The 19,370-nt window shown below is 65.9% G+C and carries 20 protein-coding genes and 1 pseudogene; 18 read left to right on the plus strand and 3 right to left on the minus strand.

Annotation, left to right across the window (positions count from 1 at the left end):
• The 5 genes and pseudogenes from ACCC94_RS13025 to ACCC94_RS13045 all read left to right on the plus strand — a co-directional run.
• Positions 1-483 (plus strand): annotated as a pseudogene (locus ACCC94_RS13025) (acyl-CoA dehydrogenase); the annotation flags it as partial.
• Positions 484-588: 105 nt separating this feature from the next.
• On the plus strand, positions 589-1,374 hold the full coding sequence (locus tag ACCC94_RS13030; protein ID WP_413349865.1) for an MBL fold metallo-hydrolase: 786 nt from the start codon (positions 589-591) through the stop codon (positions 1,372-1,374).
• A gap of 144 nt (positions 1,375-1,518) precedes the next feature.
• Positions 1,519-2,646 (plus strand): serine hydrolase domain-containing protein, encoded by a 1,128-nt coding sequence (locus ACCC94_RS13035; protein ID WP_413349866.1) that lies wholly within the window; start codon positions 1,519-1,521, stop codon positions 2,644-2,646.
• Positions 2,643-2,990: an amidase gene (locus ACCC94_RS13040; RefSeq protein ID WP_413349867.1), complete on the plus strand. Its 348-nt coding sequence runs from the start codon at positions 2,643-2,645 to the stop codon at positions 2,988-2,990. The genes ACCC94_RS13035 and ACCC94_RS13040 overlap by 4 nt, the downstream gene beginning before the upstream one ends.
• Positions 2,991-3,033: 43 nt before the next feature.
• Positions 3,034-3,621, plus strand: a complete 588-nt coding sequence (locus ACCC94_RS13045) for a YceI family protein (protein ID WP_413349868.1) — start codon at positions 3,034-3,036, stop codon at positions 3,619-3,621.
• 622 nt (positions 3,622-4,243) lie between these two features.
• Here the strand turns inward: ACCC94_RS13045 and ACCC94_RS13050 are convergent.
• Complete coding sequence (locus tag ACCC94_RS13050) at positions 4,244-5,665, minus strand: MFS transporter (protein WP_413349869.1); 1,422 nt, start codon at positions 5,663-5,665, stop codon at positions 4,244-4,246.
• 109 nt (positions 5,666-5,774) lie between these two features.
• Between ACCC94_RS13050 and ACCC94_RS13055 the strand changes: the two genes are divergently transcribed.
• From ACCC94_RS13055 to ACCC94_RS13075, 5 genes are all read left to right on the plus strand, one after another.
• The gene (locus ACCC94_RS13055) at positions 5,775-6,680 is read left to right on the plus strand and encodes a LysR family transcriptional regulator (RefSeq protein WP_413349870.1); all 906 of its coding nucleotides are present in this window, start codon (positions 5,775-5,777) and stop codon (positions 6,678-6,680) included.
• 112 nt (positions 6,681-6,792) lie between these two features.
• Positions 6,793-7,368, plus strand: coding sequence for a YceI family protein (locus ACCC94_RS13060; RefSeq protein WP_413349871.1), 576 nt, complete (start codon positions 6,793-6,795; stop codon positions 7,366-7,368).
• The gene (locus tag ACCC94_RS13065; RefSeq protein ID WP_413349872.1) at positions 7,365-8,522 is read left to right on the plus strand and encodes a phospholipase D-like domain-containing protein; all 1,158 of its coding nucleotides are present in this window, start codon (positions 7,365-7,367) and stop codon (positions 8,520-8,522) included. The genes ACCC94_RS13060 and ACCC94_RS13065 overlap by 4 nt, the downstream gene beginning before the upstream one ends.
• 48 nt (positions 8,523-8,570) lie before the next feature.
• Positions 8,571-9,857: an acyltransferase family protein gene (locus ACCC94_RS13070; RefSeq protein WP_413349873.1), complete on the plus strand. Its 1,287-nt coding sequence runs from the start codon at positions 8,571-8,573 to the stop codon at positions 9,855-9,857.
• A gap of 243 nt (positions 9,858-10,100) precedes the next feature.
• A complete protein-coding gene (locus ACCC94_RS13075) occupies positions 10,101-10,694 on the plus strand; it encodes a GNAT family acetyltransferase (protein ID WP_413349874.1) in 594 nt (197 codons plus the stop codon).
• Between the two features lie 7 nt (positions 10,695-10,701).
• Here ACCC94_RS13075 and ACCC94_RS13080 read toward each other — a convergent pair whose 3' ends face one another.
• Positions 10,702-10,989, minus strand: coding sequence for a type II toxin-antitoxin system RelE/ParE family toxin (locus tag ACCC94_RS13080; RefSeq protein WP_413349875.1), 288 nt, complete (start codon positions 10,987-10,989; stop codon positions 10,702-10,704).
• A complete protein-coding gene (locus ACCC94_RS13085; protein ID WP_413349876.1) occupies positions 10,980-11,249 on the minus strand; it encodes a CopG family ribbon-helix-helix protein in 270 nt (89 codons plus the stop codon). The genes ACCC94_RS13080 and ACCC94_RS13085 overlap by 10 nt, the downstream gene beginning before the upstream one ends.
• 186 nt (positions 11,250-11,435) lie before the next feature.
• On the opposite strand from ACCC94_RS13085, the gene ACCC94_RS13090 reads away from it, so the two are divergent.
• The 8 genes from ACCC94_RS13090 (at position 11,436) to ACCC94_RS13125 (ending at position 19,369) form a co-directional block, all read left to right on the plus strand.
• Entirely contained in the window at positions 11,436-12,014 is a 579-nt protein-coding gene (locus ACCC94_RS13090) for a DUF2846 domain-containing protein (RefSeq protein WP_413349877.1), read from the plus strand.
• 327 nt (positions 12,015-12,341) lie between these two features.
• A complete protein-coding gene (gene fae, locus ACCC94_RS13095) occupies positions 12,342-12,854 on the plus strand; it encodes a formaldehyde-activating enzyme (RefSeq protein WP_413349878.1) in 513 nt (170 codons plus the stop codon).
• Positions 12,855-12,864: 10 nt separating this feature from the next.
• Complete coding sequence (locus tag ACCC94_RS13100; RefSeq protein WP_413349879.1) at positions 12,865-13,899, plus strand: aldo/keto reductase; 1,035 nt, start codon at positions 12,865-12,867, stop codon at positions 13,897-13,899.
• Positions 13,896-15,335 carry an NAD-dependent succinate-semialdehyde dehydrogenase gene (locus ACCC94_RS13105; protein WP_413349880.1) on the plus strand — a complete coding sequence of 480 codons (1,440 nt, stop codon included), beginning with the start codon at positions 13,896-13,898 and terminating at the stop codon, positions 15,333-15,335. Before ACCC94_RS13100 ends, ACCC94_RS13105 begins: the two co-directional genes overlap by 4 nt.
• A 93-nt stretch (positions 15,336-15,428) precedes the next feature.
• On the plus strand, positions 15,429-16,790 hold the full coding sequence (locus ACCC94_RS13110) for an MFS transporter (protein ID WP_413349881.1): 1,362 nt from the start codon (positions 15,429-15,431) through the stop codon (positions 16,788-16,790).
• Positions 16,791-17,204: 414 nt separating this feature from the next.
• Positions 17,205-17,465, plus strand: coding sequence for a hypothetical protein (locus ACCC94_RS13115; protein ID WP_413349882.1), 261 nt, complete (start codon positions 17,205-17,207; stop codon positions 17,463-17,465).
• Between the two features lie 55 nt (positions 17,466-17,520).
• Positions 17,521-18,126 (plus strand): hypothetical protein, encoded by a 606-nt coding sequence (locus ACCC94_RS13120; RefSeq protein WP_413349883.1) that lies wholly within the window; start codon positions 17,521-17,523, stop codon positions 18,124-18,126.
• Positions 18,127-18,205: 79 nt separating this feature from the next.
• Entirely contained in the window at positions 18,206-19,369 is a 1,164-nt protein-coding gene (locus ACCC94_RS13125) for an efflux RND transporter periplasmic adaptor subunit (RefSeq protein ID WP_413349884.1), read from the plus strand.
• The last annotated feature ends 1 nt before the right edge of the window (position 19,370 follow it).

Raw genomic sequence — 19,370 nt, forward strand, 5'->3', positions numbered from 1 at the left:
GGCGCGAAGCTGGAAGCGCTGCCGGCCCTGCCGCTGATGCCCGACATCCCCCACGCCCGCCTGCTGCTCGATGGCGCCCATTGCGAGCGCCTGCCCGGCGATGGCTGGGAGGCCTACAGCAAACCTTTCCGCACCCTGGAAGATACCCACGTGCTGGCGGCGATCTGCGCCTGGCTTTATGGCCTGGCCGTGGAATACCAGTGGCCGGCGGAGCTGGGGCTGCGCCTCACCGGCGTGCTCGCCGGTTGCGCCGAAGTCAGCCGGCAGCCCGCCTCGCAACCGGAAACCCATCTGCTGCTGGCCGGTGTATTCAGCCAGTTCGAAAGCCTTGCCGTGTCATTGGATGCCGCATTCGCCTCCGGCAATGCGGAGCTGGCGGCGGTGTGGAAGCGGGACAGGGGCGTACTCGCCATTGCCGGCTCCGCGCGAGCCAAACGCCTGGAGAAAGCGAGGGTGGCAATGGGCCTTGACCCACGTCAGTGAGGGCGGGGGGAGGGGACGTTAGCCTTACAGAGGTTTCTGAGATACCAAGAAATTTCCGCAGGGCTACCCACTGTTTTCCCTCCCACTGCTTCAGGAAATCCCCTCATGCGACGCGAACCCATCGTGCTGTTCGACGACGGTAAACACCAATGCCTGTGTTTCGACGATCTGGTCAGCGGCGACGGTGTGCAATCCAACCAATTCCTCATCGTCGACCACGACAAGCGCCTGCTGCTCGATCCGGGCGGCGACCTGACTTACACCCCGCTTTCGCTGGAACTCTCCAAGCTGTTCCCGCTGCAGGACCTGGACTACATCTTCGCCTCGCACCAGGACCCGGACATCATTGCCGCGCTGGATAAATGGTTGCTGCACACCCGCGCCAAGGTCATCTGCTCCAGGCTCTGGGCGCGCTTCCTGCCGCACCTCACGGCCAGCTACCTGGCGGTCAGCCACGGCATCTCCACCTATGACCGCGTGATCCCGCTGCCGGACCGCGGCGAGTCGGTGCAACTGGGCCGCTGCCAGCTGAAGATGATCCCCGCGCACTTCCTCCACTCGGTGGGCAACTTCCAGGTCTATGACCCGATCAGCAAGATCCTCTTCTCCGGCGACATGGGCGCCTCCCTGGTGGACGACGCCAGTCCGGTGCAGGACTTCGCCGCCCACGTGCCGCACATGGAAGGCTTCCACCGCCGCTACATGGCCTCGAACAAGGTCGGCCGGCTGTGGGCCAACATGGTCCTCGGCCTGGACATCGAGATGATCGTCCCGCAGCACGGCCGGCCGTTCGTGGGCAAACCGATGGTCACCGCCTTCCTCGACTGGATCGCCGACCTCCAGTGCGGCATGGACCTCATGGGGCCGGACGACTACCAGATTCCGCGCTGAAAGGCTCGTGCTGACACGCTCTTGTTAACAGGCTCGGCGCTGACCGATTGCGCCAATCGTCCTTGATTACGGCACGATCGGCGCTTAATCCGTCATCTTCACCGTGCTAGGGTGCGGGCCGACCTGATAACAAGAGGCCCGCCGATGCCCATTGCCCCCTTCCGCCCAGCGCTGCGCGCGCTGGCGTTGGCCACCTGCCTGCTGAGCAGCCACGCCCACGGCGCCGAAACCTGGCCCGAGGCCGACTGGCCCCACGGCGCAACGCCCAGCGGCGTTGCCGTGCAGGAATTCGAGAACTACACCTTCCCCACCCGCGACGACGACACCCGCAAGGGCGTGCGCACCGACGCCGTGGTGGTCATCCGCGATGGCCAGCTGATCTACGAGCGCTACGCCGGACCGACCAGCGCGCAGACGCCGCACCTCGCCTGGTCGATGAGCAAGAGTGTGATGGCCAGCGTCCTCGGCGTGGCCTTCGGCGAGGGCAAGTTCCAGCTCGACGACCCGGTCGCCAAGCATTACCCGGCGTTCGCCGAGCACCCCGACATCAGGATGCGCGACCTGCTGCACTGGGCCTCAGGCCTGGCCTGGCAGGAAGAGTACGAATACGCGCCGGTACGCTCCTCGGTGGTGGCGATGCTCTACACCCGCGGCCGCGACGACATGGCGAAATTCACCGCCGGCTTCCCAGCCGACGCCGAACCGGGCAAGCGCTTTCGCTACTCCAGCGGCGACAGCAACGTGCTCTCCGCCACGCTCAAGCAGATGGTCGGCCAGGACTACGCGAACTACCCCTGGACCGCGCTGTTCGAGCCGCTGGGCATCCAGTCCGCCGTCTGGGAGCGTGACGCCAGCGGCACCTTCGTCGGTTCCTCCTACGCCTACATGACCGCGCGCGACCTCGCCCGCATCGGCCTGCTGATGGAGCGTGACGGGCGTTGGAAGGATCGCCAGCTGCTGCCGCAGGACTGGCTGAAGTTCGTCCTCGCGCCGTTCCCCGAGTACCGGCCCGATCCCAAGAAGCCCAACGAGGCGGTGCCCGGCGGCCAGTGGTGGCTCAACCGCCCGGTGGCCGGCGCGCCCGCGCCCTGGCCGGATGCGCCCGAGGACACCTTCGCCGCGCTCGGCCATTGGGGGCAGGCGCTGTACGTGATTCCCGAACAGAAGCTGGTCATCGTCCGCTACGCCGACGACCGCGACGGCAGCTACCAGCACGACACCTTCCTCAAGCTTGCCCAGGCGGCCTTCGCCCACGGGGAGGTGCAGCCATGATCCGCCGCCATCCGATCCTCACCGCCCTGGTCCTGCTGCTGCTCGCCGTCGTGACCACTGCATGGCAGAACCGCGTCCACCTCGCCGCCTTCCCCGGCATCATCGGCGCCTATACCGCCAAGGAGTACTGCTCCTGCCGCTACGTCATGGGGAACTCGGCGGACTATTGCCGGGCCTATACCAAGCAGTACGTGCCGACCAGCGCCTTCCTCGACGACGAAGCGCGCAAGCGGGTGACCGCCCGCGGCCTTGGCAGTACGCAGACAGCCGCCTGGCTCGGTGCGCGCGAGGGATGCCAACTGATGCCCCAGGCGGATGAATTGCCCGAATCGGGCAGCCACTGACGGGCGCGTTCCACGGAGCGGGGCGACCCGCTTCGGAGGATCAATGCGTTACTTTTTGTGTGCACTGCTGGTGCTGGTAAGCCCCTTTGCATTAGCAGAATGGCAACTGGACGGCGATACCTCGCGGATCAGCTTCGTCTCGGTCAAGCGCGGCAAGATGGCGGAAGTGCAGCGCTTCGACCGCCTCTCTGGGCAGATCGACGACAAGGGCGCGGTGCGCGTGGTAGTGCCGCTGGAGTCCATCGACAGCGGCCTGGCGCTGCGCGACGAGCGCATGCGCAACTCCTTCTTCGAGATCGAGCGCTTTCCCGAGGCGATCATCAGCAGCCAGCTCGACCTGAGCCGATACGAGGACCTGCAGGTCGGCCAGTCGCGCCAGGAAACCGTGGACTTCAACCTCGACCTGCACGGCCAGCAGCGCCGGCTCAAGTCAGAGGTGCTGGTCAGCCGCCCCAGCGAGAGCCGCATCGAAGTGACGACCCTGGAGCCGCTGGTGCTCAAGCTGATCGACTTCGACCTGGAAGAGAAGCTGGAGCCGCTCAAGGAAGTTGCCAACGTTCCCTCCATCACCCCCGAGGTGCCGGTGTTTGCGGTGCTGGGGTTCAGTCAGGTGATCAAGCAGGCGCCGTGATACTCGCGCCATGGACCTGAAGGAGCGGGCCATGCCCGCTATCCGTCGACAGGGTCGACGCGTGCTTCGGCTCCGATGCTGCGGGCCTGCTGCTTCGGTTGGGGTGTTCCTGCGCCGCTTCGGCGTGCGCGCGGACTCTGTGTTTCGCCCCCTCGGGCGAGTTACTTTCTCAAACGCCAGAAAGTAACCAAAGGGCTTGCCCCGGACATCCGGTTTTTCGCTTAGGCGAAAAATTCCCTCGTTGAAGCGAAGTTTCAGGGGCACGCTGCGAAGGGCCGTCCCTGGCCCATCGCAGCTCTCGCGGCATCCATGCCGCTCAACCCCTGAAACTCCGCTTCAACGAGGCCTCCTGAACGGGGCCGTTCGGAGTGCGCGGATACTTCTCTGGAAGCCTTCAAATAGCCAGAGCCAGAGCCAGAGCCGTGGGGCTCTTCGTAGGAGCGAGCTTGCTCGCGAACCGCACGACACGCTGTCCACTGCGAAAACGGACGGCTTTACGCCCGCGCCGCAATCGCCGGCACATCGGTCTGGAAGCGAAACCCCGAGCCCACGCTGCAACTGGAAGCGCCGATGAGCACGAAGGTGAGCAGCAGGATGGTCTTCATGGCGTGGCTCCTTTGATTCAGGATCGAACAGCCTCCAGTCTAGGTCGCGCCGCCCGATGTGCGCCGAAGGTAAGGAAGCTGCCCAATGCGAACAGCCAGGCGCTGGCCCCGCCGTAGCCAAGCACCCAACCGAACCCCTGCACCAGTGCCGCGCGGGCACCGTCCGGATCGTCCGTACCCAGTCGGCCGCTGGCGATGCTGGCCGCCAGTTGCAGCTTCTCGCCACCCTCTACGCCGTTCAGAGCTGCCGCGACGCCGGAAAGCAGGATCAGCCCCATCACCGCGATGTTGATCGCCAGGGAGATCATCCGCGCGCTCATGTCGATGCCCGAGGCCATGCCAGCGCGGGCGGCGGGCACGGCGGCGGTGGAGGTGTTGGTCACCGTGGTGTTGGTCAGCCCCAGACCGATCCCGGCCAACACGCAGCCCGGCAGCAGGGTCAGCCAGCTGGCATGGTCCAGGCTGCTGCCCCAGAGCATCAGGAAGAAGCCGGCGCCGATCACGAACATGCCGCCGGGGATCACCCAGCCGGGCTGGAAGCGGTGCGCCAGGCGCTCGGCAATCGGCGGCACCACCAGTGTTGGCAGGGTGTACGCGAGCAGCGACCAGCCGGCCTTCACGTCGTCGTAGCCGAGCACGCCGTGGTAGTAGACCGGCAGGTAGATCATCAGCGGCCAGAAGCTCACGTTCATCCCCGCCGAGGCGAACATCGCGCCGGAGAAGGCGCGGATGCGCAGCACCGAGAAGTCGAACATCGGGTGGGCGACGCGGCGCTCGATGAGGACGAAAGCAATCAGGCAGGCAAGGCTGAGCAGCAGGATCGCCAGCGCGGCCGGGCTGGAGAAACCCATGTCGGCGCCCTGGGTGATGTAGTAAACCGTGCCGAGCACCGCCAGCGACAGCGTGAGCAGGGCAAGCGGCCCGTGGACCAGGAACACCCACTGCCAGCTGGCTAGCGCGACGATGGCACTGCCGACGATCGGCCCGAAGCCGAGGCCGATGCCGAACACCACGCCCCAGGCGGCGAAGGCACGCACGCGCTCGGCCGGGTCGCTGAACTGGCTGGTGAGCACCGCCACCTGGCAGATCAGCATGACCCCGCCGGCGGCGCCCTGCAGGAAGCGCCCGGCGATCATGGTCGGCATATCGCCCGCCAGGCCGCAGAGCAGCGAGGTGACACCGAAGAGCGCCAGGCTGATGACGAACAGGCGCTTGCGGCCGAAGCGGTCGGCCAGGGTGCCGGCGGCCATCAGCACGCTGGTGACGGCGATGGTGTAGGCGTTCATCACCCATTGCAGGTCCTGGAAGTCGCCGTGCAGCACACGCTCCAGGGCCGGCAGGCTGGCCGGCACGCTGGAGATTTCCAGGCCGAACATCATCGAGGACAGGCACACCGCCGCCAGGGCGATGAGGTTTCTGGGGTTGTGAAGGGCAGTCATGGCAGTGGGCTCCGTGTGGTGAGCCACCATTGTCGAAAAGAACAGGGTTCCCCATTGGCTCCATTTGGTCCCATCATTGGCGCTCATCAGGATTCAAAGGAGCGGGGCGATGGACGACCGACTCGATGGCATCGCCACTTTCGTCCAGGTGGTCGATGCCGGCAGCTTCGCCGTCGCGGCGGAACGCCTGAACCTCACGCGTTCGGCGGTGGGCAAGGCCATCGCCCGGCTGGAGGCGCGCCTGGGCGTGCGCCTGCTGCAACGCACCACGCGCAGCCAGAACCTCACCGACGACGGCCAGGTGTTCTACGACAGCTGCGTGCGCGCGCTGGCCGAGCTGGACGCCGCGCACACGGCGCTGGAGGGCGGGCGCAGGGAGCCGCGTGGGCGTCTGCGGGTCAGCGTGCCGATCTCCTTCGGCCACCTCTGCGTGGCGCCGCTGATGCTGGCGCTGGCGCGGCAATATCCGTCGCTGAAGATCGACATGTCCTTCACCGACCGCCGCGTCGACCTGGTGGAGGAGGGCATCGACCTGGCCGTGCGGATCGGCCCGCTGAGCGACAGCGCAACACTTGCTGCCCGCAAGCTAGGCGTGCAGTACACCGGCATCGGCGCGGCGCCGTCGTACATCGCCGAGCACGGCATGCCGGACCACCTCGACGAACTGGTCGGCCACGCCTCCATCAGCTACTCCGTCGCGGGCGTCACTTCGCCCTGGGACATGCGCGACGACGACGGCTACGCCAGACGCATCGAGATGGACCCGCAGCTGAGCATGGACGACCTGCAGGCGATCACCGCTGCCGCCGTGGCCGGCTTCGGCCTGGCGCGCCTGCCGACCTGGCTGCTGGCCCGGCACGTGAAGCGCGGCGAGCTGGTGGTGGTGAAGGGACGCTGCAGGTTGCCGCCGCTGGAGATCCACGCGGTGTGGCCGAAGACCCGCTACATGCCATCGAAGATTCGCTGCGCCATCGATGCGCTGGTGGACGGGATTCCCGCTCTGTTGGCCGACTGAACCATTGGCGCTCTTGCCTGCCCAATGGGCTCGCCGCTCGGCCGGTTTGCAAGCCGACGGCGGGCCGCTATCGTTGGCCGTTGATCTGTCCGTTTTCCATGTAAGGGATTTCATGCGCTCGCTGTTCGCCTTCCTCTTCGCGGCCTGCTTCGCCGCTTCCGCCCAGGCCGCCTGGTACCTCGACTACGAGTCCTCGCGGCTGACCTTCGTTACCACCAAGAACGCCGACATCGCCGAGGTGAACCGCTTCCTGGTGATGCACGGCAAGGTGGAGGAGCAGGGGCAGGTGGAGCTTCGCATCGAGATGGATTCGATCAGCACCGGTATCCCGCTGCGCGATGAGCGCCTGCGCGACAAGCTGTTCGACACCGAGAAGTTCCCCGAGGCGCGCATCACCTCGCGCATCGACCTGCGCCCCATCACCGACCTCGCCAGCGGCGTGCAGCTGGAGACGCGCCTGCCGCTGCGCCTGGATCTGAACGGCCAGGCGAAGGACTACCGCACCGATGTACTGATCACCCGCCTGGACGAGCATCGCTTCCAGGTGGTGACCCTCTCGCCGCTGGTGATCAACGCCGCTGACTTCGGCCTCGCGCCGGGCGTGGCGCAGCTGCGCAAACTGGCCGGGCTCAAGAGCATCGGCCTGTCGGTGCCGGTGGGCGCCGTGCTGATCTTCGCCTCGCGGTGAGCGGCCCGATCTTCCCCTGGCGGACGGGCAACCGTTTCGCCCTGCTCTGCGACGGCGAGCGCTTCTTCCCGCGCATGTTCGAAGCCATCGACAGCGCCGAGCGGCAGATCGAGCTGGAGCTTTACCTGGTGGAAAGCGGCAGCTGCGCCGAGGCCTTGCTGGACCGTTTGTTGGCGGCGCTGGCGCGCGGCGTGAAGGTGCGCTGCCTGTTCGACGCCTTCGGCAGCCTGAAGCTGTCCAGCGCCTGGCCGCGCCAGTTCCTGGAAGTCGGTGGCGAGCTGCGCTATTACAACCCGCTGAACTGGAAGGCCGGCATTCGCAACCTGTACCGCGACCACCGCAAGTTGCTGCTGGTGGACGAGCGCATCGCCTATGTCGGCGGCACCGGCGCCACCGACGAGTTCTGGTCGGCGCGGGAAAACCGCAGCGACTGGCACGAAGTGATGGTGGAAATGACCGGCCACATCGTCGCCGACTGGCAGCGCCTGTTCGAGCGGCAATGGAACGCGTGCCTTGGCGTGCGCGCCTGGAAGCCGCGCGAGGAAGTCCTGCTGACCCGCCTGCCGCCGCTCCCGGACTACGGCGAAGGCATGGCGCGGGTGGCCTATGCCGACGCCGGCCAGCACCGCGACATCCTCCAGGCGTTGGTGCGTTCGCTGCGTGGGGCACACCAGCGCGTGTGGCTGGCGACCCCTTACTTCCTGCCGACCTGGAAAGTCCGCCGCGCGCTGCGCAAGGCGGCCCTGCGCGGCGTCGATGTGCGCCTGCTGCTCACCGGGCGTCTCACCGACCACGCGCCCGTGCGCTACGCGGGGCAGCGCTATTACCCGAGCCTGTTGCGCGCCGGGGTGAAGATCTTCGAATACCAGCCGCGTTTCCTTCATCTGAAGATGGTACTGGTCGATGACTGGGTCAGCGTTGGCTCGTGCAACTTCGATCATTGGAACCTTCGGTTCAATCTGGAGGCCAATGTAGAAGCGTTCGATCCGGCCTTCACCGTGGCGGTGGCCGACTGCCTGGCCGCCGACTTCGCGCAGAGCCGCGAGATCGACCTGGCTTTCTGGCGTGCGCGCCCCTGGTGGAAACGCCTGCGCGAGCGCCTGTGGGGCTCGCTGGACCGACTGGTGGTGAACTTCCTCGACCGCCGCCGATGATGTCGTTGTGCGTCCAGCCGCCGTTCGTCTAGTCGAGAGGAGAGAAGCGTGGACGGGTTGCAGAAGAAGGAGCGTTTCATCGGGCTGGAGTGGCTGCGCTTCCTGATGGGCCTTTACGTGGTGATCTACCACACCCTGCACAGCTACCCGGCGCAGCAGAAGTTCGCCGGCCTGGATGACCTCACCGCGCTGGGCTTCTTCGCCACCAGCACCTTCTTCGTGCTCTCCGGTTTCCTGCTCTGCCACGTCTATGTCACCGACGGGCAACTGCGCGAGAGCCCGCGCAGCTTCTTCACCAAGCGCCTTTCCAACCTCTACCCGCTGCACATCTTCTCGATCCTGCTGACCATCGGCGTGCTGCTGGTGGTGAGCGGGCTGGGGATCGGCCCGGACCTCGACCAGGCCACGCCGCGCTTCGTCATCTACGACACCAACGAGGCCATCGGCCGGTTGCAGCCGGAGCTGTTCCACCACTGGATGAGCGACCGCGAGCTGCTGTTCAACAGCATCCTCCAGCTCACCATGCTGCAGGCCTGGAATCCCTACTACCTGACCTTCAACGCGCCGCTCTGGTCGCTGTCGACGCTGTTCTTCTTCTATCTCTGCTTCCCCTTCGTCGCGCCGCGCCTGGCGCGCCTGCGGAACAAGTGGCGCTGGCTGCTGGTGCTGTGGCTGCTCTACCTGATTCCGCCGATCCTGGTGGTTGCCAGCGAGCAGTACGGCATGCCCTGGACCGGTCTGCTGCATCGCAACCCGCTGCTGCGCCTGCCGGAATTCCTCAGCGGCATCCTCGCCTACGGTCTGTTCCGCGAGTACAAGGATGCCGGCCGACTGCCGGGGCGCGGGATGCTGGCGGCAATGGGGGCTTTCGTGCTGGCGAACTTCCTCGTCGCCGATTACCTCTACACCCACGGCGCGAAGTTCTGGTACTTCCTGCTGCACAACGGCCTGCTGCTGCCGGCGCAACTCGTGCTGGTGTACCTGAGCGCCTTGCCGCGCGATCCGAAGAGCAGTCTCATCCGCCACTGGTCGCCGCGCCTGGGGGCGGCGTCGCTGTCGCTTTTCGCCCTGCACGTGCCGCTGTTCACGCTGTTTTCGCGCACCGAGAAACTGATCCGTGCACCGGGGGATTGCCTGGCCGACTGGGCCTTCTGTGTCGAGTCAGCTACCCATCAGCAGCTGTCGCTGTGGCTTTACCCGCTGTTCCTGCTGTTCATGGTCACCAGCTGCGTGCTGGTGCAGGAGCGCTGCGTGGTGCCGGTGCGCAAATGGCTGGTCCGGCATCTGTTGCCGGCGCCGCCTGGGGCAGGACGACGGGTGATTACCGAGTCGTAGTCACGGGTTCGGGCCGTTCGCGAGCAAGCTCGCTCCTACGAAGAGCACGGCCTGGGCCTGTAGATCGTAGGGCGCATAACCCGTTCCGGGTTATGCGCCCTACGGTCTGATCCTATCCTGTAGGAGCGAGCTTGCTCGCGAACCGGATGCCATGCCGGGGCCCGCCAGCTCTGCCGACCTGCGCTGTCCGTGCTAGGTTTTCAGCAGCGCTGCCGCTGCGGCCTTTCGCGGACGACGACCACCATGCCCCAGGACATCCGCCTGCTCAGCGGCGAAGCCATCCGCCCCTTCATCGATGACCTGGCGCGCCTGCGCATCAGCGTCTTTCGCGAATATCCCTATCTCTTCGACGGCAGCCCGGAATACGAAGCCGGATACCTCGACGCCCACGTGCGCTCGGCCTGGAGCCTGTGCGTGCTGGTGCTCGACCAAGGGCGAGTGGTGGGCGCGGCGACTGCACTACCGCTGCAGGACGAAGCCGAGGCGTTCCAGCGGCCCTTCCTCGAGCAGGGATGGAACCCGGAGCGCATCTTCTACTTCGGTGAGTCGGTGGTGCTTCCGCCCTATCGCAGCGCCGAACTGGACCTGCGCTTTTTCGAGGAGCGCGAGCGCTTTGCCCGTGGTTTGAAGCGTTTCGACTGGTGCACCTTCTGCGCCCTGCGGCGGCCACCGGAGCAGGGCGCACGACCTGCCGGTTACCGGTCGCCGGACGCCTTCTGGCTGCAGCGAGGCTTCACCCCGCAGCCATCGCTGCAGACCGAACACCACTGGCGCGATGTCGGCGAGCAACGGGATACCGCCAAGTCGATGATGTTCTGGCTCAAGGAGCTGAGCTGACTGCCGCTCAGTAACCGGCTTCGCGCTGGTGACGGAAGGCGAGGATCACCAGGGTGTCACCGTCGATGCGGTAGCGGGCGAGGTAACCGCTGTCACCGAAATCGATGGGCCACTCGCGATAAACCACCGGCAGGTCATCGATCAGCCGGCCCATCTGCGGATACGCCCCGAGGGCCTGGGTGGCTTCGATGATCACCCGGCCGGCCCGGCGTGCGGCGGTAGGGTTGGTTTCGCGCAGGAAACGGCGCAGGCGTTCGAGGTCACGCAGCGCCGCGGGCGCGTAGATCACTCGCATGTCGGAGCGTCTTGTTCATCCTCGGCGCCCCAGCTGTTCAGCCAGTTCTCCACCGTTTCGGCAGTGACGTGTCGGCCGGTCGCCTGGAACTCCTCCCACGCCTGCTCGGTGTCCTTCTTCAGCTTTTCCCGCTGCTCTTCGCGCACCACGTACTGGCCGATGGCTTCGCGAATGATCCAGTGCGGCGAGCGCTGGCGCAGCTCCGCCAGCTCGCGGATGCGGGCGAGCATTTCCTCGTCGAGCTTGACCGAAGTGGCCATGTTCAAACCCCTTATCAAAAGGTAATACCGAGTAATACTTCGCGTACCGCGTAACAGTGTCAAACCGGAAGGGATGAGCGGAACCAGGGAAGCCGCAACTGTGACGCCGTAGACCCGGACTTTCGACGGGTGGCAAGGCGCGACGCGCTGGTTATGCTCCGGGGATAACCATAAGAGGGACTTTCCATGCTCCGACTGGCCCTGTGCGCCTTTCTCCTGATGCTGGCCGGCTGCAGCACGCCCGGCGCGTTCTTCGGCGCGGTGGACGGGCCGCCGTTCGGCGCACTGCCGGCGGATGCGCAACAGGCCACGGTGTACATCTACCGGCCGCAGAACCAGTGGTCCGATGAGGAGCTGGAAGCGCCCGGCCTGTTCATCAACAACGAGTTGATCGGCAGCCTGCCGAGCAATGGCTACTTCGCCCTGAGCTTCGCTCCCGGCAGTTATCCGCTGCAGATGCGTCGTCCGCTGCTGGGCAGCTTCTGGACCTTCTTCGCCGGCGGCAGCCTGGACTTCACCCTGATCGCCGGCTTCACCCTGGAAGCTCGCGCCGGCGAGGTCTACTACCTGCGCTACGACGAGACCCATACCCCGCCCAAGTACGAGCACACCGCCGGGCAGGGCGCCGGCCCGCTGCAACTGGTGGGCAAGGAGCTGGGCTCGCGGGAAATCCCCGCCACGCGGCAGGTCCAGGAGCCGGTGCGCATCGCCGCCAGTGGCAAGGAAGTGGAAGGCCCGGGCTTCTTCGAGCGTATCGGCCTGTAAGTTCCACCGTCCCCTCGGGGTTATGAGCGCAAGTCATAACTCCTTGAGTTTTTGTGGTTACCGGGCCGCTCGGGCCCGGTGCTAAAAATCGTCGCACCAGCTCATCGACAACAACAAAGAGCGACGCGACATGATCACCTGCCTGCTTTCCCCGCCCTCGATCCGTCCTCCGCGTTCCGGCCTGTCCGGTGCTTTCGCGCACCCGTCCGACTCGCCTGTCGATTCCTGACCCCACACCGACTTTCCCGGCACTTTCCGCCGGTTTTGCCACGAGCCTCGCACAGAGGCCCGGGCTTTCCTGCACCCCACGGTTCCATGAGGTACCCCATGAAAAAGCTCGACCTGTACATCGGCGAAGGTTTCGAAGGCCCCGGCGTCAACGCCGCGCACATCAATATCCTGCTCGGCCCGCGCAGCGGCCCGGCCGGCCAGGCCTTCTCCAGCAGCCTGGCCTCGCCCAGCCAGGGGCATTGCCCGTTCATGGTGATCGCCCAGCCGAATATCCCGGTCAAGCCGATGACCCTTTACGTGAACAAGGCCGAAATCAACGGCGACCTGCACGCCAACGCCACCTGGGGCGCGTCCCAGGCCGGCATCGCCAAGGCCGTCACCGAGGCGCTGCTGGATGGCACTCTGCCGCCCGAAGCCGAGGACGAATGGGCCATCGTCACCGCCAACTGGGTCAACCCGGGCTGCGACGACCTGGATGCCGTCTACCTGAACAACTACAACGCCTGCCGCACCGCGATCCGCGCGGCGCTGAGCTGCAAGCCCGAGCGCGCGCAGCTGGCCGACGTGGTCAACGCCATCGCCAACCCGTTCTACACCCCCAACGCCTGAGGTCCGCAGCATGCAATACATCCGTCTCGGCAATTCCGGGCTGCAGGTTTCCAAGCTGTGCCTGGGCACCATGAACATGGGCACCCCGGACTGGAAGCCGTGGATCTTCGATGAGGGCAAGAGCGAGCCGATCGTGAAGCACGCGCTGGACGCTGGCGTGAACTTCATCGATCTCGCCGACTTCTACTCCGCCGGCGTCGGTGAGGAGGTGGTCTGCCGCATCCTCAAGTGCCTGGTGCGCCGCGAAGACGTGGTGATCACCACCAAGGTCGGCTACGGCACCCGCCCCGGCATCAACGCCAGCGGCCATTCGCGCAAGCACATCATGGACGCCATCGACGCCTCGCTGAAGCGCATGGGCATGGATTACGTCGACATCTACATGCTGCACTTCTACGACGTGAATACCCCGGTGGAAGAAGTGATGGGCGCGCTGAACGACATCGTTCGCGCCGGCAAGGCCCGCTACATCGGCGTGTCCACCATGCTCACCGGCCAGTTGGCGAAGATCCTCATGGCCTGCGAGCGCAACGGCTGGGTCAAACCGATCAACATGCAGCTGCAGCTCAACTGCGCCTACCGCGAGGAAGAGCGCGAGATGATCCCGTTCTGCCGCGACCAGGGCCTCGGTGTCTCGGTGTTCAGCCCGCTGGCGCGCGGCCTGCTGACCGGGGATGCGAGCTCCACGCGCAACCAGACCGACTTCTTTACCCAGCAGATGTACGCCGACGAGACCTCGTTCGAGATCGCCCGCTCCGTGCAGCGCGTGGCCGAGCGCCGCGGTGTGTCCAACGCACAGATTGCCCAGGCCTGGGTCCTGCAGCATCCGGGCGTGGATTGCATGCTGGTCGGCGCCGACACCACCGCGCAGTTCGACAGCGCACTCGCCGCGCTGGAGACGCGCCTGGACGGCGACGAGCTCTACGAGCTTGAGCGCAACTACACACCTTGCGACGTGATCAACGACTACACCGCCGGCAAGCGCATCCTGCGCGTTGCCCGGCCCATGCAGGAAGCCTTCTCGCTGACGGAGGCGGTGGCATGAGCACGCTGCTGAAAACTGGTCATTACATCGACGGCCAATGGGTCAACGGCGGCGCAACCTACCCGGTGCGAAACCCTGCCACCGGTGCGCTGATCGCCGACGTAGCACGAGGCGGTGCCGAGGAAACCAACGCAGCCATCGATGCCGCCGAGCGCGCGTTGCCGGGCTGGCGCGCGCTCACCGCCAAGGAGCGCAGCGCGCGTATTCGCCGCTGGGGCGAGCTGATGCTGCAGCGCCAGGACGACCTGGCGCGCCTGCTCAGCACCGAGCAGGGCAAGCCGCTGGCGGAGGCAAAAGGGGAGGTCGTCTACGCCGCGAGCTTCCTCGAGTGGTTCGCCGAGGAAGCCAAGCGCGTGTATGGCGACGTGATTCCCTCGCACAAGGGCGATGCGCGCATCGTGGTGATCAAGCAGGCCATCGGTGTGGTCGCGGCGATCACCCCGTGGAACTTCCCGCTGGCGATGGTCACCCGCAAGGTCGGTCCGGCGTTGGCCGCCGGCTGCACCATGATCCTCAAGCCTTCGGAAGAAACCCCACTGTCGGCCTTCGCCCTCGCGGTGCTCGCCGAAGAGGCGGGCATTGCGCCGGGCGTGTTCAACATCGTCTCCGGCGACGCCCCGGCCATTGGCGGGGCGCTGCAGGCATCGGGCGTGGTGCGCAAGCTCTCCTTCACCGGCTCGACCCGCACCGGCAAGCTGCTGATGCGCCAGGCGGCGGAGACGCTGAAGAAGGTCTCGCTGGAGCTGGGCGGCAACGCGCCCTTCATCGTCTTCGATGACGCCGATATCGAGGCTGCCGTGCGCGGCGCCATGGCCTCGAAATTCCGCAACACCGGGCAGACCTGCGTGTGCGTGAACCGCTTCTACATCCAGGACGGGGTGTACGACGCCTTCGTTTCCCGCCTCAGCGAAGCCGTGCGCGCCATGCGCGTGGGCAATGCTCTGGAAGGCGAGACCGAGCAAGGCCCGCTGATCAACCAGGCGGCCCTGGCCAAGGTCGAGCAGCACGTCGGCGATGCGCTGGAGAAGGGCGCGAAGCTGCTCTGCGGAGGCCGTCGCCATGCACTGGGCGGCACCTTCTACGAGCCCACCGTGCTGGCCGAAGCGAGTCCGAACATGCTGATCGCCAGTGAGGAAACCTTCGGTCCTGTTGCGGCCTGTTTCAGATTCCGCGACGAGTCTGAAGTCCTGAATCTGGCGAACGACACGCCCTACGGGCTCTCCGCCTATTTCTACAGCCGCGACATCGGCCGTGTCTGGCGTATGGCCGAAGGGCTGGAAGCCGGCATGGTCGGCATCAACGAAGGAATCATCTCCACTGAGGTGGCGCCCTTTGGCGGCATCAAGGAGTCGGGCCTGGGCCGCGAAGGTTCGAAGTACGGCATCGAGGACTACGTGGAGATCAAGTACCTGCTCATGGGCGGCCTGTCCGCCTGACGAGCAGCCGGTTTCTGCCTCGTCCGCCGCGCCGTCCGGGGCGCGGCGGCTCAACCGCGCTGTGTTTCCTATAACAAAAATTCGGAGACGATCATGTCGGGTCAACCAGTCAAAATCGACGACCTGCCCATCGGCAGGTTCCATATCAAGATCGCCGGCCTCACCTTCGGCGCCCACTTCACCGATGGCTACATCCTCGGCCTCATCGGCATCGCCTTCACCCTGATCAACCCGCAGATGGCGCTGACGCCATTCTGGCAGGGCCTGATCGGCAGCTCCGCGCTGCTCGGGCTGTTCTTCGGCAGCCTGTTCTTCGGCTGGATTTCCGACCACCTCGGGCGGCAGAAAATCTTCCTCATCAGCTTCGTGCTGATCACCGCCGCTTCGGTGATGCAGTTCTACGTCGAAACCGCGATGCAGCTCTTCCTTTGCCGGGTGCTGATCGGCATCGGCCTGGGCGGCGATTTCAGCGTCGGCCACGCCATGCTTGCCGAGTTCGCCCCCCGCAAGCACCGCGGCGTGCTGCTGGGCTCGTTCAGCGTGATCTGGACCTTCGGCTACGTCGCCGCCACCTTCGTCGGCACCGCGCTGCTGCCGCTGGGTGATGATGCCTGGCGCTGGATGCTGGCTTCCTCGGCGATCCCGGCGGCAATGATCCTGATCGCCCGCATTGGCACGCCCGAGTCGCCGCGCTGGCTGATCCACCAGGGCCGCGTCGAGGAAGCGCGCGCCATCGTGCACAAGTACCTGGGCGCCAACGTGGAAATCGACGAGGAAGTCATCACCCGCAAGCATGCCGGCTACAGCGCGTTGTTCAGCCGCGAGTACCGCAAGCGTACGGCGTTCAACTGCCTGTTCTTCATCTGCATCGTCATGCCGTACTTCGCCATCTACACCTTCCTGCCGTCGATCCTGCAGAAGATGGGGCTTTCCGAAGGCTTCGGCACCGAGATGATGCTCAACGCGCTGCTGGTGGTCGGCGCCCTGCTGGGCATCTGGTGCACCGTCAGGTTCACCCGCCGCGGTTTCCTCATCAACTCCTTCCTGATCCTCGCCGCCTCGCTGTTCCTGCTGGTGCTGCTGCCAGGCAGCATGGCCTGGCTGATGGTCGCCACCTTCGGCCTGTTCACCCTGGTGCTGTCGGCGGTGAGCAACCTGGTCGGTGTCTACCCGGCAGAAAGCTTCCCCACCGAAGTCCGCGCCGGCGGTATCGGCCTGGCCACGGCGGCCAGCCGCCTGGGTTCGGCGCTGAGCACCTTCCTGCTGCCGGTCAGCGTGGCAGGCATCGGCCTCAACCCGACCATGGCGATCCTCGCCGGCATCCTGCTGCTGGGCGCGTTCATCTCCATCGCCTGGGCGCCGGAAACCAAGGACCTGACGCTGACCAACGCCTGTCGCGCCGATTCGGCCCCGATGCCTGGCGAGGCGGCGGAAAAGGTCCCGCGACTGGCCTGACTGCTCCCTCGCCTCGAATCAACGCGCGCACCGGGAAACCGCTGCGCTCGTTCGTCTGCAGGCTCAAGGACAGGATTCTGCAGGCAGGTCCTTCGGATATCTGTGTTGGCCCTGTAGGAATTTGGCGCAACTGACAGGGAGACCATCCGTATCCGTTTTCACCCCGGTTTCAGCGCTCCGGAGGACGATTAAGGTAGCGACTCCTGCCGCGGATGGCGGTCCTCGCCCGGTTGCACAACCGCACGAAGACCCCAGGCAACCACGCTTCTGCAAGGAGTCGCCATGCACCTTCCTCCCTTCGTTGCCGCCACCCCTTTGAGTCGCCTGCCATCGCGTTGCTCGCGCGTGGAAGGGATGAAGACGCGCTGTTCCCTGGCCTCCCTGTTCGCTTTCGCAGCGGCACTGAGTGGCTGCATGACCGACCAGCAATTCATCGCGCAGAACCAGAGCGCGGCGGTCGACACCGCCCTGTCCCGCGCACGTTTCGAACTCGACTGCCCGCAAGCCACCGCGGCGGTGCTGTCGAGCAAGGTCACCCAGTTCGCCTACGCCAACAACCGCACCGAATACACCATCGGCGCCCGCGGCTGTGGCCGGCAGGCGGTGTACATCGCCATCTGCCTGACGCCTGACAGCTGCACCGCGGTCAGCGATACCGCGCGCCTCGCCCAGTAATACGGCTGCCCCGCCTGTTCCTTTCAGAAGAAGCCGAGCCCAAGGAGGGTTCCCCATGCAAGTACTCAAGACACTGCCATTGATCGCCGCGCTGGCCCTGGCGGCCGCGGCACCCGCATTGGCCGCCGATATCCCGCTGGGCGGCGCCGTCGAGGCTGACGAGGTCGTGACCAGGGTCGTTTCGGTCGATGCCAAGGACCGTCGCATCGTGGTCGAGGACGCTGCCGGCAAACCGCTGACCGTGCAGGTCACCGATGCCGCCCAGGATCTGGAGCACCTGAAGGCGGGTGACTACATCGCTGCGCTGGTCATTCACTCCGTTGCCTTCGACCTCGACACCAAGGTCGAGACCCAGGCGCCGGGCGGTATCGAGTCCGATGGCCTGGCCCTGGCGACGCCGAGCAACCCCCATCCGGGCGGCGACGCGTTCCGCATGGCGCGTGTGCAGCTGAAGATTGTCGGCGTGAACCTGAAGAAGCATGAAATCACCTTCGAAGGCCCGAACGGGGCCACCAAGGTCACCTCCGTCGACGATCCGAAACTGCGCAGCCGGATGGGCGAGCTGAAGGTCGGGCAGATGCTCAACGTGACCTATGAGGACACGCTGCGGATCGTCACCGCTCACCCGGTTTCCCAGTCGGCGACCAGGTCCACCCACTGATGCCAGCGCGGGATTCCCGCCTCCGGGAACCCCGCTTTTTCGCCCTCCCGCACCTTGGCCACGACCCACGGAATCCACCATGCGTTTGACTGTTCTCGGCTGCCGTTGCGCAGCGCTATTCGCCGTCCTCTGCGTGGCGGGCTGTGGTCCGCAAGCAAAAGCGCCCGCCGGCGCTGTGCCGGTCGATGTCACCACAGTGACCACCAGGGCGGAAAGCCTGCCCGCCAGCCTCACTTTCGTCGGCCAGACGCAAAGTCCCCAGGCGGTGGATATCCATGCGCGGGTGGATGGATTCCTGCTCAGGCGCAACTACACCGAAGGCGCCGTGGTGAAGGCCGGGGACCTGCTGTTCGAGATCGACCATGCGCCGTTCCAGGCCCGGCTCGATTCGGCAAGGGCGGAGTTCGCCGCGCAGAAGGCCCGCTATGACCGCGCCAAGGCCAACCTGGATCGCGTACTGCCGCTGGCGGCGGAAAAGGCGCTGAGCCCGAAGGATCGCGACGATGCCATCGGCTCCGCGAAGGCCGCCGAGGCCTCGATGCAGGCGGCACTGGCGGCAGTGAAAAGCCAGGAGCTGAACCTCTCCTACACCTACGTTCGCTCGCCGGTCGACGGCATCAGCGACTATGCCCATGTCAATGACGGGACCTACGTCAACGCCAGCAACAGCCTGCTCACCACCGTCTCCACGCTGAATCCGATGCGGGTGGTCATGAGCGTGAGCGAAGAGCAGTTCCTGGCGATCCGCAACCTGCGCGACAGCGGCAGGCTGATCCTTCCCGCCGACGGACATCTTGAGGCCGAGTTGCTGATGGCCGACGGTTCCCGCTACCCCGCCAGCGGAATGGTGACCTTCACCTCATCGACTTTCAGCCAGCAGACCGGCACCTTCCTGGTGCGCGCCGATTTCGCCAATGCCCAGGGCGACCTGCGCCCTGGTCAGTTCGTGCGCATCACCCTGAAGGGCGCGAACTATGCCAATGCCATCCAGTTGCCGCAGCGTGCCGTCATGCACGGCCCCAAGGGTGACTTCGTCTACGTGGTCAACGGCGACAAGGCCGAGGAGCGACCGGTACAGATGGCCGATCCGTCCGGTGATTTCTGGCGCGTCGAAAGCGGCCTCAAGGGCGGTGAGCAGGTGGTGGTCGACGGGGCAGCAAAGCTCATGCCCGGCGCTCCGCTGAAGGTAACCGGCCCCGCGCCGGCCGGCAGCTTCGGCGCCGCGGCTCCCAAGGCAGAGTGAG

This window comes from Pseudomonas sp. Pseusp97, assembly GCF_047304025.1.
GTDB lineage: Bacteria > Pseudomonadota > Gammaproteobacteria > Pseudomonadales > Pseudomonadaceae > Pseudomonas.

Coding starts and splice junctions, on each gene's coding strand:
- ACCC94_RS13030 (WP_413349865.1), top strand. CDS start 589: ATGCGACGCGAACCCATCGTGCTGTTCGACGACGGTAAACACCAATGC.
- ACCC94_RS13035 (WP_413349866.1), top strand. CDS start 1,519: ATGCCCATTGCCCCCTTCCGCCCAGCGCTGCGCGCGCTGGCGTTGGCC.
- ACCC94_RS13040 (WP_413349867.1), top strand. CDS start 2,643: ATGATCCGCCGCCATCCGATCCTCACCGCCCTGGTCCTGCTGCTGCTC.
- ACCC94_RS13045 (WP_413349868.1), top strand. CDS start 3,034: ATGCGTTACTTTTTGTGTGCACTGCTGGTGCTGGTAAGCCCCTTTGCA.
- ACCC94_RS13050 (WP_413349869.1), bottom strand. CDS start 5,665: ATGACTGCCCTTCACAACCCCAGAAACCTCATCGCCCTGGCGGCGGTG.
- ACCC94_RS13055 (WP_413349870.1), top strand. CDS start 5,775: ATGGACGACCGACTCGATGGCATCGCCACTTTCGTCCAGGTGGTCGAT.
- ACCC94_RS13060 (WP_413349871.1), top strand. CDS start 6,793: ATGCGCTCGCTGTTCGCCTTCCTCTTCGCGGCCTGCTTCGCCGCTTCC.
- ACCC94_RS13075 (WP_413349874.1), top strand. CDS start 10,101: ATGCCCCAGGACATCCGCCTGCTCAGCGGCGAAGCCATCCGCCCCTTC.
- ACCC94_RS13080 (WP_413349875.1), bottom strand. CDS start 10,989: ATGCGAGTGATCTACGCGCCCGCGGCGCTGCGTGACCTCGAACGCCTG.
- ACCC94_RS13085 (WP_413349876.1), bottom strand. CDS start 11,249: ATGGCCACTTCGGTCAAGCTCGACGAGGAAATGCTCGCCCGCATCCGC.
- ACCC94_RS13090 (WP_413349877.1), top strand. CDS start 11,436: ATGCTCCGACTGGCCCTGTGCGCCTTTCTCCTGATGCTGGCCGGCTGC.
- fae (WP_413349878.1), top strand. CDS start 12,342: ATGAAAAAGCTCGACCTGTACATCGGCGAAGGTTTCGAAGGCCCCGGC.
- ACCC94_RS13100 (WP_413349879.1), top strand. CDS start 12,865: ATGCAATACATCCGTCTCGGCAATTCCGGGCTGCAGGTTTCCAAGCTG.
- ACCC94_RS13105 (WP_413349880.1), top strand. CDS start 13,896: ATGAGCACGCTGCTGAAAACTGGTCATTACATCGACGGCCAATGGGTC.
- ACCC94_RS13110 (WP_413349881.1), top strand. CDS start 15,429: ATGTCGGGTCAACCAGTCAAAATCGACGACCTGCCCATCGGCAGGTTC.
- ACCC94_RS13115 (WP_413349882.1), top strand. CDS start 17,205: ATGACCGACCAGCAATTCATCGCGCAGAACCAGAGCGCGGCGGTCGAC.
- ACCC94_RS13120 (WP_413349883.1), top strand. CDS start 17,521: ATGCAAGTACTCAAGACACTGCCATTGATCGCCGCGCTGGCCCTGGCG.
- ACCC94_RS13125 (WP_413349884.1), top strand. CDS start 18,206: ATGCGTTTGACTGTTCTCGGCTGCCGTTGCGCAGCGCTATTCGCCGTC.